We start from the raw sequence: 13,190 nt of genomic DNA, 5'->3' as shown, positions 1-13,190 counted from the left end.
TAGTTGGCTAAGAATTTAGTAATTGTAGAATCCCCAACCAAAGCCAAATCTATTGGCAAAATGTTGGGCAGTAACTACAAAGTAAAGGCAACTATTGGCCATTTGAGAGATTTACCAAAATCGAAATTTGGCGTAGATATAGAAAATAACTTTGAGCCAGAATATATAAAAGTTCGTGGCAAAGCAAAAACAATCAATGAATTAATAAAAGAAGCCCAAAAAGCTGATAGAGTTTATCTTGCAACAGACCCTGATAGGGAGGGAGAAGCAATAAGTTGGCATTTGGAATATCTTTTAGGCCTTGATCCAGACGAGAAAAATCGAGTAGAATTTCATGAAATAACTAAAAACAACGTAAAAAATGCCATAAAAAATCCTAGAAAAATCGACCAAAACTTAGTCGATGCCCAACAAGCAAGAAGAATTATGGATAGGATCGTAGGTTATGAAATTAGTCCGATCTTGTGGAAAAGAGTAAAATCCGGCCTATCCGCAGGTCGTGTCCAATCCGTAGCCTTAAAATTAATTGTAGATAAGCAAAGAGAAATTGACGCATTTATACCAGAAGAATATTGGACAATAACTGCAAATCACAAAGTAGATGATTTGGAATTTGATTCGGAATTTTATGGAAGTTCAAGCAAAAAGATCAAAATTACAAATGAAAAGGGTGCCGATAAAATTTTATCAAGAATAGATAAGGATAAGTTTAAAGTAGTCGAAATTAAAAAAACTAAGAAAACTAGAAAGCCTCCAAAACCTTACACAACCTCAACACTCCAACAAGATGCCTCAAACAAATTGGGTTATTCAACCAAATTCACCATGCAATTGGCCCAACAGCTTTTTGAAGGAATTGATATTGGTAATGAGGGAAGCGTTGGTTTGATTTCTTATATGAGAACCGATGCTACAAGGATAAGCACAGAAATTGTAAGCGAATCTCTAAAATACATCAATGAAAAATATGGAGAAAAATATGCTGGCAAGGGCAATACTTACGGGGCAAAGAAAAAAGGCTCACAAGATGCTCACGAGGCCATAAGACCAACTTCAATTTATAGAGATCCCTTATCACTTAGAGAATATTTATCAGATGCTCAGTACAAATTATACAAATTAATATGGACTAGAGTTGTAGGATCTCAAATGGCCGATTATCAATATTTATCAACAAGTATTTCATTTGATAATCAAGGATTGATTTTTAAAAGCAATGGCAAAATAACAATTTTTGATGGTTTTAATAAAGTTTCTGGATCCTTTGAAAAAGAAAATATTTTGCCAGAACTAAAAGAAGGGGATATAATTTCTGCCACAAATATAGAAAAATCACAACATTTTACAAATCCTCCAGCAAGATACACAGAAGCAAGCCTTGTAAAAGTTTTGGAAGAATTTGGCATAGGCCGTCCATCAACCTATTCTGCAACCATAAATCAAATAGTAAATAGAAATTATGTGGAATTTGAAGGCAGATCAATTTATCCGACAGAACTTGGCTTTACTGTAAATGATTTTTTGGTGGAAAATTTTGACGACATAATAAATGTTGAATTTACCGCTGAAATGGAAGATGAACTTGATAAAATCGCCGATCATAAAGTTTATTGGAAAGATGTTTTAAGCAATTTTTATTCTGATTTTGAAAAAGATATGAAAAACGTCAAAAAAGACGATACGGATTATAAGGTCAAAGATAAAATCTTAGATGAAAAATGCCCGAAATGTGGCCATCCTTTGGCAGAAAAGCATGGAAGAAATGGAAAATTTATAGGATGTACAAATTTTCCAGCTTGTGATTTTACCAAATCAATTGTAAAAACCACAGGAGTCAAATGTCCAAAATGTAAAAAGGGTGAAATTATCGAAAAAGTTAGCAAAAAAGGCAAGAGATTTTATGCATGCAATAATTATCCAGATTGCGATTATGCAATTTGGGATCCACCAACAGGAGATATTTGCCCTGAATGTGGAGAACTTTTGGTTCATAAGAAAAACCGTAATGTAGATGAAATAAGATGCGAAAATTGCGGATATATCAAAGAAAAAAAGAGATGAGAAAAGCTCATCTCTTTTAGATTCTAAGATTTTGCGTCAACTTTATTTATAACATAATATTTTATAATTTGGCCTAGTATAAATATTATTAAAGTAAAGATTATGGAATTAATTAATCCATTTAAACCTAAAAATATATCATTAAATATAGATAAAATAAAAATTCCAAATATTGATCCAGAAAGAGGATTTGATTTTACAAGATAGGCAATATTGGCAAATATATTAGAAAAACTCAAGTAAATTATGCAAATTCTCAATACATTATCAAAGCTTCCCAAATTACTAATAATTTTTTCTATATCTTTAAATTCCATAAATGACACTAGCTCTGCCTTTGTTATTATAAAATTGCTTATGTAAAAAACTAATAATGTTGATATTAAAATTACTAACAAATCTTTGATAATCAAAGCTTCTGAAATATTTTTCCTACTGTAGCCTAATTTGTTGGCCATGATGAAAGTTTCTTGCATAGATTGACCTGTGGATAAAACAATATATACGAGTACAAACAAAATTATGAAACCTGCAATTATAATTTTACCAGAAATAATATAGTCATTAACATCAGTACTAGATTGGCGGGAAAAGAAAATCATCGCCAAAATAAGTGCGACTATAGAAAATATCAAGTAACTTCTAGCAAATTCTTTTATTTCTAATGATAATATTTTTTTTATATCTTTCATCTAATCCTCCTTAGTTAAAGCTAGAAATAATTCTTTTAAATTTAATCTTTTTATATCAGCGATTTCTTTTATTTTTCTCATTTCATCATTTGAAAAACTATCATAGACATATAAAATGATTTGTTTTCCTATATTAGATTTTTTGATGATATTTTTGCTTGCAAAAAAATGTAAATTTTCTGCATTTATTGTAATAACAAAAGCTTTTTCCAAAAGCTCGTCGATAGGGTCGTTTACGATAATTTTTCCTTCGTTTAAAATAAGTAGGTCAGTAACTATTTTTTCTATATCTGATAGAATATGAGAAGAAATTATAACAGTTGAATTGTCGATTTCTTGGTATTCAATTAATTTTCCATAAAACAAATCCCTATTTATTTCATCAAGGCCTGTTGATGGTTCGTCTAATAATAAAAATTGAGCTTGTAAAGATAAGGCGATAATATTTCTAAAAAGGCTTTGATTGCCGTAAGAAAGTTTCTTATATTTAGCTAATAAATCAATTTTAAAAAGAGCGCTTAGTTCATCAAATCTTTCTTGATTAAATTTAGGATACAATTTTTTTATATAGTTTACGGTTTTTATTAGCTTTTTTTCTTTCAAATTATAAGTTAAAAAATCTTCACCAATGTAAATTAGATTTTTCTTTAACTGATTGCTAAGTAAAATATTTGTGCCTTTATAGTAAATTTCACCTTGGTAATTTATAATTTGATCAGATAAAACTTTCATCAAAGTTGTTTTTCCAGCACCGTTTCTGCCAATTAAGCCGTAAACTTTGCCCTCTTTAATTTCCAAATTTACATTTTCCAAAACTAATTTATTGCCGTAAGTTTTGGATAAATTATTTATTTTAATCATTTGCTAGCTCTCCATAAATTTTTTCAATTTCTTTTATTAGATCTTCTTTACTTATTTCTAGGAATCTCAAATTTTTTATTAAGTCGGGCAAAATATTATCTAAATATTCCTTTTTCCTTTTTTCCTTAATAATTTTTTTAGCATCTTTAGTCACAAACATTCCCATTCCTCTTTTTTTTATCAAAATTCCCTCATCTACCAAAATATTGAGTCCTTTTCTTGCCGTTGCAGGATTTATGCCGTAAGCATTGGCAAATTCTGTCGTTGAGGGAGATCGGTCATCTGTTTTTAACAAGCCATCTAGAATCTGATTTTCAACAATTTCTGCAACTTGTTCAAAGATTAGCTTATTAGAATCCATCCATATAACCTCCTTAATTAACTGGTTAGTTACACAAGTAATTAACTAACTTAATTATATTATAGCCAGATTAATTTCATTGTCAAGGAAAATTTTCAAAAAAAAAAGAACCTCCTTTAAGGTTCTAAAATTAATTTAATGCATTTTCATTATGATATCCAACTAGCTCGCTTGTGCAATGTGGACATCTTGTTGCATCTATAGCAATTTTTGATTTGCAATATGGGCAAACTTTGGTATCTTCTTTAACTTCTTCTTTTTTGTTTCTATTAAATGATTTCATAATTAAAAATAATACAAAAGCTACAATTAGAAAAGTTATGATATTATTTATTAAGTTGCCAACCTTTAAAGTCGCACCTGCAACATTGACAGTTAAGTTTTGAAAATCAACCCCAGCCGTAAGACCAGTAATTATTGGCATCAATAAATCCTCAACAACAGAATTTACAATAGCTGTAAAAGCAGTACCCATTATGATACCAATTGCCATATCCAAAACGCTGCCTTTTGAAATAAATTTTTTAAATTCTTCTAGCATATTCTTCTCCTTTTTTTAAAATACAATAATACTATACTATATAGTTGACTAAAGCCTATTAATTTAATATCATTTAATTAGAGGTAATTATGAAAAATTTATTGGTAGATGATGAATTTTATCAAAAAATTAAAAATTATGCAGTTTTTATCCCTTTAATAAAAATTGATGGCAAAGATCATGTGCTTCTTGAAATAAGAGGTAAAAATATAGCGCAAGCTGGAGAAGTTTCCTTTCCTGGAGGAAAACTTGAGGAAAATGAATCTTTCAAAGATGCTGCTATAAGAGAAACTATGGAGGAGTTGTTATTAGAAAGAGATGATATCTTGTATATGGGATACTCTTCTATGATTCTTAATTCTTCTTATATGCACATCAAATCATTTTATGGGAGAATTAATAAAAATATTGAAGAAATAAAGTATAATGAAGAAGTAGAATCAATATTTGCAGTATCAGTGGATTTTTTGAAAAAAAACCAGCCTATTATGTACAGGGCGCCCTACAAAATGGAATTTCCAAACGATTTTCCTTTTGAAAAAATTCCCAATGGTAGAGATTATAAATTTGTATCTTTATACCACGATATGTATTTTTATGATACTAATCCAGTAATATGGGGTTTGACTGCAAAATTATTAAAAAACTTTATAGAAAGCTTAGATGAATATGAATAAAGAAATAAGTAATAAACTAACAGATTATGCTAGAGAAAACGATGCTATAGATACGATATTTTATGTTCTTAACGACAATTATGAGTCTATTATTCACGTTTATACTCTAGTAAATGATGTAATTATCGGAAAATTAGAAGAAGAACTTGTAGGACTTTTTGATAATTTGATAATGGTAAATAGGAGCAAGGGAGAATTTTCCATTAATAAGACCTATATCAATTATACAAACTTAAATATTTATACAGATGACAATTTAAAATTAACTGAGTCTATAATTTCTAGCGAATATGCAGATGATTTTATAAAAACCATAGATGGTGATATAAAAATTTTATATAGCAAGCCTGGTTTTAATAGCTTTGATATTGAAAGCAAATTTGTTTTTGACAAGCCAAAAGAATATGAAGTTGTTTCTACTATCAAAAATTTCTTTGCAAGCGCTTATGAAGTTTCGCTTTATATTGATCAAAAAGATCAACTGGCAGCTTGTATGAAAATGGATTCATTGAGAAATTATTTAATAGCAATGATAAATTTCTATATCAAAGACAAATATTCATACAAACTTGACATGGGAGATGACGGCCAAAGGCTACATAATACTTTGGAAGTAGATATAAAAGAAAGTCTACTTCTAACCTACCACCATGATGATTTGATGGATATATATTATTCTTTGTTTAAGGCTACTGTATTATTTAGAAAATTAGCAATGGATATTTGTAAGAAATTTAACTTCGTGTACCCAAAAGAAATAGATGTAGAAACTCACAAAGTTTTAAGAAAAAATTATAAAAAGCTTGAGTCTTTTCTAAATTAGGAGCTATTATGAAAAAGAAATTAAATTTATTTATAATACTTACTTTTTTATTTTTTATATATCCAATAAAATCTATGGCAGCAAATCAAACTCAGATTGTAGGTCTTGACAAAAATGTAAAAGCTTACTTAATCGCCAATGAAGAAAATGGAGATATATATTACGAGAAAAATTCTGAAGAATCTTATCCTATGGCTTCACTTAGCAAATTGATGACCTATTTATTAGTAAAAGAAAGCATAGATGATGGCAAACTAAGCATGGATCAAGAAATTACAGTAGGAAAAGAAGCTGCAAAATTTCACAATTGGGAATATTCTTATCTTGGATTAGATGAGGGAGATGTCTTTACTGTAAAGGAACTATTAGAAGGACTAATGGTTGTAAGTGGCAATGATTGTGCTTATCAACTAGCAGTTACAGTTAGCAAGAGTGAAATAGAATTTGCCAGAAAAATGAATATAAAAGCTGCAGAATTGGGATTATCAAGCCAAGTTTACTACAACGCTAGTGGAGTAGAAACAGAAGATGGCCAGCAAAACTCATCATCTGCCAAAGACTTATTTACTCTTAGTAAATATATAATAGACAAATATCCAGAAGTTTTAGAATATGCCAAAATAAGGTCAATTGTCGATCAAAGACGTGAAATTGATGTAAACTCAACAATTCCTTTAGTTGGCGAAATACCAGGAGTTGATGGATTAAAAACAGGATCAACTAAAGAAGCTGGATATTGTTTAGTTACTACAACAAATATGCAAGAAATCGACGACAAAGACAAATTTAGAACTATTGGAGTGGTTTTAGGAGCAGATCAAAAAGATACAAGAAATAAAGTAATGAGTGATTTGATATACTATGTAAGTAGATATTATGATAGCGTAAGTGTATTAGATAAAAATGTTTCTTACGAATCACTAAAAGTCAACACCGCTAAGCAAGGCTATGTCGATTTATATCCTGATCAAGATATTAATTTGATAGTAAAAAAAGGTGAAAATCCATCTATCAAGGCAAGTTTTAATGGATCTATTAAAGCACCTATAAAAGCTGGCGAAATTTTAGGATTGGCAAAAGTTAATTATCAAGATAAGGAATTTGACGTTTCTTTGGTTTCAAAAACAAATCTTGAAGAAGCAACACTTTATTCTAAAATGTTAAGAGCAGGCGAAGATGCAACAAACTTTTTGCTCCAAGCCTTAATTGCAAGATAAAATACTTTAGAGTATATTATTAAATATATTTTTAAGAGCTTTATTTGAGGTCCGTGCTACGCTGCGGTATTTCGTGCTTGTTGGCACGAGTGCTCCGGAAGGCGCACGGCCTTGAAATTGTGCCTACGGCGTTTTTAGATGTCCTCGCTTCGCTGCGGTATTTCGTGCTTTTTGGCACGAGGCCTCTCAGGAAGCCGGCCAGGCTTGTTTGTTTCAGTAGCTCAGCTGGATAGAGCACCGCCCTCCTAAGGCGGGTGTCGGAGGTTCGAATCCTCTCTGGAACACCATTTTTTTTGAAAAATATCTTTTTTTAAAGGTATTTTTTTTATTTTGTAAAGGAACTTTTATGACTGATCTTAATTTTTCTAAGAAAGATTATTTTTTTATGAATGAGGCAATCTATGAGGCTAGGCTTGCTCGTTTAATCGAAGAAGTGCCGATAGGTTGTGTCATTACTTATGAAGATAAAATCATTGCTCGCGCTCACAATTATACTTTTAAGGGCAAGTCTGCCCTAAAGCATGCAGAAATTTTAGCAATTGAAAAAGCAAGTGCCTACATTGATGACTTTAGATTAGAAGATTGTACTATGTATGTCACTATGGAACCTTGTTCTATGTGTGCTGGAGCTATAATTAATTCTAGGATTAAAAGATTAGTCATAGGAATTGCTGATTACAAACGTGGAGCTTGTGGGTCAAATACAAATATAACAGGTGATAGAAGTCAACTTCATTATCTTGATGCAGAATTTTCACTTTTGGAAGATGAATGCCTTTACGAGATACAAACATTTTTTAAAATGTTAAGAAATAGAAATAAAACAAAGGAAAAATAAGGATCTTTTGAGAAAAATTACTCTCATAAGGTCTTTTTTTTATTTGTAAATTCCTTTAGTCCTAAAATTTTATAGTATAATCATATTAGAGCTAGGAGGAAGAAATGAAAATAACTTTACTAAATCCTTTGGAAGTTGATGAAAAAATAATTATTGATAATAAAAATAAATTAGAAGAAGCTGGTCATGAATTTGTTTTTTACGATGACATTGCAAAAGATGACCAAGAGATCATTAATAGACTAAGTGATTCTGATATAGCAATAATTACCAACAAACAATTATCCGCTGATGTGATAAATGCTTGCAAAAATTTAAAAATGATTGACGTTGCTTTTACAGGAGTTGATCATGTTGATTTGAAGGCTGTCAAAGAAAATAATATTAAGCTTCTAAATGCAAGTGGTTATAGTGATGATTCAGTAGCAGAACTTGTAATTGGGCTAAGTCTTGCCATAATGAGAAAATTTGATCAAAATCGCAAAAATATTTTTGAAAAAACTAATTTTCCTCTAATGGGAGAAACTTTAAAAAATAAGAAGTTTGGAGTAATTGGAACTGGAAGAATCGGCAAAAAATTAATTGAAATGTTAAAAGTTTTTAATTGCCAAATCTTAGCTTATTCAAGAAGCGAAAAAGAGGAAATCAGAAATATGGGAGTAAAATATGTGGATTTAGATACTCTCTTAAAAGAATCTGACCTAATTTCCCTTCACATTCCTAATAATGAAAATACAAAAAATTTCCTAGACAAATCTAAGCTTGATTTATTAAAAGATCAGGCAATTCTAATAAATTGCGCAAGAGGACCTGTTGTAGACAATGAATATTTAGCAAAAATATTAAATGAGGGCAAAATTCGAGCTGGAATAGATGTTTTTGACATGGAACCACCTTTACCAGATGATTATCCACTTAGAAATGCAAAAAATGTAATTTTGACCAATCATGTAGGTTTCTACACCAAAGAAGCTATGGAAAATAGAGCGGAAATCGTCTTTAATAATTTGTATGAATATCTGAAAGGTAATATTGTTAATGAGATAAAGTTATGACAAATATAAAAATAATCGCTATAGCTGGTGGCTCTGCTTCGGGGAAATCATCTATAGTAAAGCAAATTTCCCAAATATTTAAGGATGATTTAGTTGTAATTGGCCATGATAATTATTATAAAGCTCACGATGATTTGTGCTTTGATGATAGAACTAAGTTAAATTACGATTATCCAGGTGCTTTTGATAATGATTTGTTTTATGAGGATTTATTAAAACTTCAAGAAGGCCTAAGCATCGATATGCCAACCTATGATTATACAATTCATACTAGAAGTAAGAATTTTATAAGAGTAAATCCTAAAAAAATAATTTTAATTGAGGGCATCTTGGTATTAGAAAATAAAAAAATAAGAGATATTACAGATACAAAAGTATTTATAGATGCTGATAGCGATATAAGATTAAAAAGAAGAATACTTAGAGATACAAAAGAGCGTGGCAGAAGTCTAGAGTCAGTCTTGGATCAATTTATAAAGCAAGTAAAGCCAATGCATGAAAAATATGTCGAGCCGACAAAGAAATATGCAGACATAATTATTCCACGTGGAGCAGAAAATACTAAGGGTATTGAAATTTTAGTGAAACATATAGCAGATATGATTGAGGATAAAAATGGATGTTAATCTAATAGAAACTGATTATGCTAAAATAAAAGCGTACATCGACGGAAATTCAAACGAAGGCCACAAGATATGGGGAGCAATAGCAAGGGATGACGGTTATATATTTAGACTCTATGCTCCAAATGCCGATAAAGTTTATATAAAAGGTGATTTTACAAATTGGAAAAACTTTGAAATGACAAAAAATGTCGACTATGGTTATTTTTTCATCAAATTAGACGCCAAAGTAAATGATTATTACAAATATGTGATTGTTAAAGATGGTAATTATGTGGAACATGCTGATCCTTATAGCAAAGCCATGGATTATGAGGGAGATTTTGCAAGTCTAATTACCGATGATTCTTATGAATTTTCTGATGAAGATTTTATAGAAAAAAGATCCAAAAATTTTAATAATCCTATGAATATTTACGAACTTCACATTGGTTCGTGGATAAGATATGGAGATAGGGTAAATTTTTTAGATATAGTCGATGGATTAATTAAACATGTAAAAGAGATGAATTATACTCATGTAGAGATTATGCCTATCACTGAATATCCATATTATCCATCTTGGGGATATCAATCCACAGGATTTTTTGCTACATCTTCTAGATACGGAAGACCGGTTGATTTTAAGAAATTTGTAGACCTACTTCACCAAAATGGAATTGGTGTCATACTAGATGTGGTTGCAGTTCATTTTGCAAGTGATTATTATGGACTAAAAACTTTTGATGGCTCTTTCTTGTATGAATCGCCTTATGAAGATCTCACTTATTCTCAGTGGGGGTCTATAAATTTTGACTATTCAAAAGCACATGTAAGAAGCTTTATGAAATCATCCTTTAGCTATTGGATAGAAAATTTCCACTTAGATGGGATAAGAGTTGATGCAGTAAGCTATATGATTTATTACAATGGCAATGAAAATAGGGGAGTTCATAAGGATAATATTTATTTTATCAAAGACTTAAACCAAACATTGAAAGAAAAATATGAAGATGTAATGTTAATTGCCGAAGATTCTTCTTCATATCCTTTGGTTACAGAAGATGTTTTAAATGGCGGTCTGGGTTTTGATTACAAATGGGACTTAGGTTGGATGAATGATACCATAAAATATTTTAAGGTTGATTCTTATAACAGATCCCACTACCATAACAAAATAACATTTTCTATGTTCTATTTTTATAATGAAAAATTCATCTTGCCATTAAGCCATGATGAGGTTGTTCATCTTAAGGGATCTATGATAAATAAAATGAATGGTTCTTATGAAGATAAATTTAAACAATTAAAAGTTTTGTACACTTATCAAATGGCTCATCCAGGCAAAATTTTAAATTTTATGGGCAATGAAATTGCAACTTTTGATGAGTGGAATGAAAATGCTAGTATCAATTGGGATATTAGATCATATCCTAAGCATGATGATCTTAATAGATTTGTGAAAGATATAAATTATTTGTACAAAAATAGTCCTGCTTTTTACAAATATGACTATGAAGAAAAAGGCTTTAAGCGGATAGTCGTAGATGATTCAAATACTTCTGTCTTTGCCTTTGAAAGAGTAGCTGAAAATAGCAGATTTTTGATAGTATTAAATATGACAAACACCTATCATGGATCTTATGAAATATATTACGATGAGAATTTAACATTTGAAGAGAAAATTAATTCTTTTAATCCTAGATATGGAGGAGCAAAAACTTATCTAAGGAATATAAAAATTGAGAAAGGAAGTCCACTAAAGTTGGAGCTTTGGGAATATGAAGCTGCAATTTTTGAGATAAAAAATAATGAATAAGACAATTAATTTATCTTGGTTAGTAGAAAAATGGACCTTATTAGATGAGGATTCTTATTTAAAAAGTATCTGGTTAAATACAGAAAGTCTAGATATAATTAGAATTAACCAAGGAGAAACAGAAGAAGATATAATAAATAACTATATAGACATAGATGGTGATATTGAAAATTATGTATTAATGCCAACTGCTGATGAATTTGATGAAGAGAAAGTTAGGCAAGCATTTTTTGAAACCCTATCAAGACATCAAAAAGATCAATTAATTGACCAATTTGATGGTATGGCACCAAGGGAAGAATTTTTGGATATAATCTATTCTTTGGGTTTAGAAAAAGAATTTAATGAATTTAGCGCAAAAGTAGTGGCATATATACTTCTAAACTGGGCAGAAGATGAGAGAATATCTGTAAATAAAGATATGGAAACAATAAATATAGATAAGTTATGAAAATAAAAAAAATCATTTTGTATTTAGCTTTTGTCATAAGTTTAAGTTCTTGTTCAAAAAATAACAACAATTCAAATATGACAGAAGATAAAAATATACCGAGCATAAAAAAAGTTGAAACTAGCGAAAGCTCAGATACAAAAGAAAAAACAGACAATGAAAGCTTAAAAGAAACAAATCCTTCCACAGAATTGACCAAGCACGATAAGGTTTATTATGACTATTTTGATACTGTAACTACTTTTACAGCTTACACAAAAACTGAGGAAGAATTTAACAAATATTTAGATCTTTTAGAAAAAGCTATGCAAAGATATCATGAATTATACAATGGTTATAATTCTTTTGAAGGTATAAATAATATCAAAACTATTAATGAAAATGCTGGAAAAAAACCAGTAGAAGTTGACCCGGAAATAATTGAACTAATTAATTTTGCAAAAGAAATATATAAGGATAGTGAAGGCAAAATCAATATAGCCTATGGAAGTGTCCTAGAGCTTTGGCATAATGCTAGAGAAACATTTTTAGAAACAGAAAATAGGGATGTAATTCCAAGTAAAGAAGAATTAGAAGAAAGAGCTAAACATAAAGACATTGATAAAGTTATAGTTGACGAAGATAATAATACTGTTTTTTTAGAAGATCCAGAAATGAAACTTGAACTTGGAGCTGTTAATAAGGGTTTTGCAATAAAAAAACTTGGGAAAATATTAGTTGATGCTGGAGTTAAAAACGCCGTTTTATCCGTAGGGGGAGATGACCTATTAATAGGTGATAATCCAGCAAGGGAAAATGGTAAATGGAACATAGCAATCCAAAATCCAGATCTTAACTCAGAAGAAAATTATAGATCCATAGTCGGATTAACAAACACAACAGTTGTCACAAGTGGCGACTATCAGAGATTTTTTGAAGTAGATGGAGTAAGATATCATCATATAATAGATACTGATACAAATATGCCTGCAAGGTATTTTAAGTCGGTTTCAGTTATTTGCGATGATATTGCTTTAGCCGATGGCCTAAGCACATATTTATTTACCATAGATTTAGACAAGGGCAAAGAAGCTTGCAAGAAATTTGGCATTGAAGCTTATTGGATAGATCTAGAAGATAAAGAATATAAAACTGATGGTTGGAAAGAACTAGAAGAATAATCGGACAATCGTCCGATTTTTACATTTAATTT

14 protein-coding genes and 1 tRNA gene are annotated in these 13,190 nt (G+C 30.1%); 11 read left to right on the top strand and 4 right to left on the bottom strand.

Features of this window, described 5'->3' with window-relative positions; all coding sequences use genetic code 11:
* Positions 1-3: 3 nt before the first annotated feature.
* Positions 4-2,061 (top strand): type I DNA topoisomerase, encoded by a 2,058-nt coding sequence (topA, locus tag GAN53_RS04190; RefSeq protein ID WP_151409737.1) that lies wholly within the window; start codon positions 4-6, stop codon positions 2,059-2,061.
* Between the two features lie 23 nt (positions 2,062-2,084).
* Here topA and GAN53_RS04185 read toward each other — a convergent pair whose 3' ends face one another.
* From GAN53_RS04185 to mscL, 4 genes are all read right to left on the bottom strand, one after another.
* Positions 2,085-2,753 (bottom strand): hypothetical protein, encoded by a 669-nt coding sequence (locus GAN53_RS04185; protein ID WP_151409736.1) that lies wholly within the window; start codon positions 2,751-2,753, stop codon positions 2,085-2,087.
* A complete protein-coding gene (locus GAN53_RS04180) occupies positions 2,754-3,614 on the bottom strand; it encodes an ATP-binding cassette domain-containing protein (RefSeq protein WP_151409735.1) in 861 nt (286 codons plus the stop codon). It abuts the gene before it with no gap.
* Complete coding sequence (locus tag GAN53_RS04175) at positions 3,607-3,975, bottom strand: GntR family transcriptional regulator (protein ID WP_225791815.1); 369 nt, start codon at positions 3,973-3,975, stop codon at positions 3,607-3,609. Before GAN53_RS04175 ends, GAN53_RS04180 begins: the two co-directional genes overlap by 8 nt.
* Before the next feature lie 130 nt (positions 3,976-4,105).
* On the bottom strand, positions 4,106-4,516 hold the full coding sequence (mscL, locus tag GAN53_RS04170) for a large conductance mechanosensitive channel protein MscL (protein ID WP_151409733.1): 411 nt from the start codon (positions 4,514-4,516) through the stop codon (positions 4,106-4,108).
* 89 nt (positions 4,517-4,605) lie between these two features.
* Between mscL and GAN53_RS04165 the strand changes: the two genes are divergently transcribed.
* The 10 genes from GAN53_RS04165 to GAN53_RS04120 all read left to right on the top strand — a co-directional run bounded on the left by GAN53_RS04165 (position 4,606) and on the right by GAN53_RS04120 (position 13,158).
* The gene (locus tag GAN53_RS04165; RefSeq protein WP_151409732.1) at positions 4,606-5,193 is read left to right on the top strand and encodes an NUDIX hydrolase; all 588 of its coding nucleotides are present in this window, start codon (positions 4,606-4,608) and stop codon (positions 5,191-5,193) included.
* Positions 5,180-6,016, top strand: coding sequence for an aminoglycoside 6-adenylyltransferase (locus GAN53_RS04160; RefSeq protein ID WP_151409731.1), 837 nt, complete (start codon positions 5,180-5,182; stop codon positions 6,014-6,016). Before GAN53_RS04165 ends, GAN53_RS04160 begins: the two co-directional genes overlap by 14 nt.
* Positions 6,017-6,024: 8 nt before the next feature.
* Positions 6,025-7,233, top strand: coding sequence for a D-alanyl-D-alanine carboxypeptidase family protein (locus GAN53_RS04155; RefSeq protein ID WP_151409730.1), 1,209 nt, complete (start codon positions 6,025-6,027; stop codon positions 7,231-7,233).
* Between the two features lie 210 nt (positions 7,234-7,443).
* A tRNA-Arg gene (locus tag GAN53_RS04150) sits at positions 7,444-7,520 on the top strand.
* 59 nt (positions 7,521-7,579) lie between these two features.
* Positions 7,580-8,071, top strand: coding sequence for a nucleoside deaminase (locus tag GAN53_RS04145; protein WP_151409729.1), 492 nt, complete (start codon positions 7,580-7,582; stop codon positions 8,069-8,071).
* 104 nt (positions 8,072-8,175) lie between these two features.
* Positions 8,176-9,126 (top strand): NAD(P)-dependent oxidoreductase, encoded by a 951-nt coding sequence (locus GAN53_RS04140; RefSeq protein ID WP_151409728.1) that lies wholly within the window; start codon positions 8,176-8,178, stop codon positions 9,124-9,126.
* On the top strand, positions 9,123-9,752 hold the full coding sequence (gene udk, locus GAN53_RS04135) for a uridine kinase (protein ID WP_151409727.1): 630 nt from the start codon (positions 9,123-9,125) through the stop codon (positions 9,750-9,752). The genes GAN53_RS04140 and udk overlap by 4 nt, the downstream gene beginning before the upstream one ends.
* A complete protein-coding gene (glgB, locus tag GAN53_RS04130) occupies positions 9,742-11,547 on the top strand; it encodes a 1,4-alpha-glucan branching protein GlgB (protein WP_151409726.1) in 1,806 nt (601 codons plus the stop codon). Before udk ends, glgB begins: the two co-directional genes overlap by 11 nt.
* Positions 11,540-11,998, top strand: coding sequence for a UPF0158 family protein (locus tag GAN53_RS04125; protein WP_151409725.1), 459 nt, complete (start codon positions 11,540-11,542; stop codon positions 11,996-11,998). Before glgB ends, GAN53_RS04125 begins: the two co-directional genes overlap by 8 nt.
* On the top strand, positions 11,995-13,158 hold the full coding sequence (locus GAN53_RS04120; protein WP_225791814.1) for an FAD:protein FMN transferase: 1,164 nt from the start codon (positions 11,995-11,997) through the stop codon (positions 13,156-13,158). Before GAN53_RS04125 ends, GAN53_RS04120 begins: the two co-directional genes overlap by 4 nt.
* The last annotated feature ends 32 nt before the right edge of the window (positions 13,159-13,190 follow it).

This window comes from Anaerococcus sp. Marseille-P9784, from assembly GCF_902500265.1.
Classification (GTDB): Bacteria; Bacillota; Clostridia; order Tissierellales; family Peptoniphilaceae; genus Anaerococcus.
This window is presented reverse-complemented; position numbering and strand designations above follow the sequence as displayed.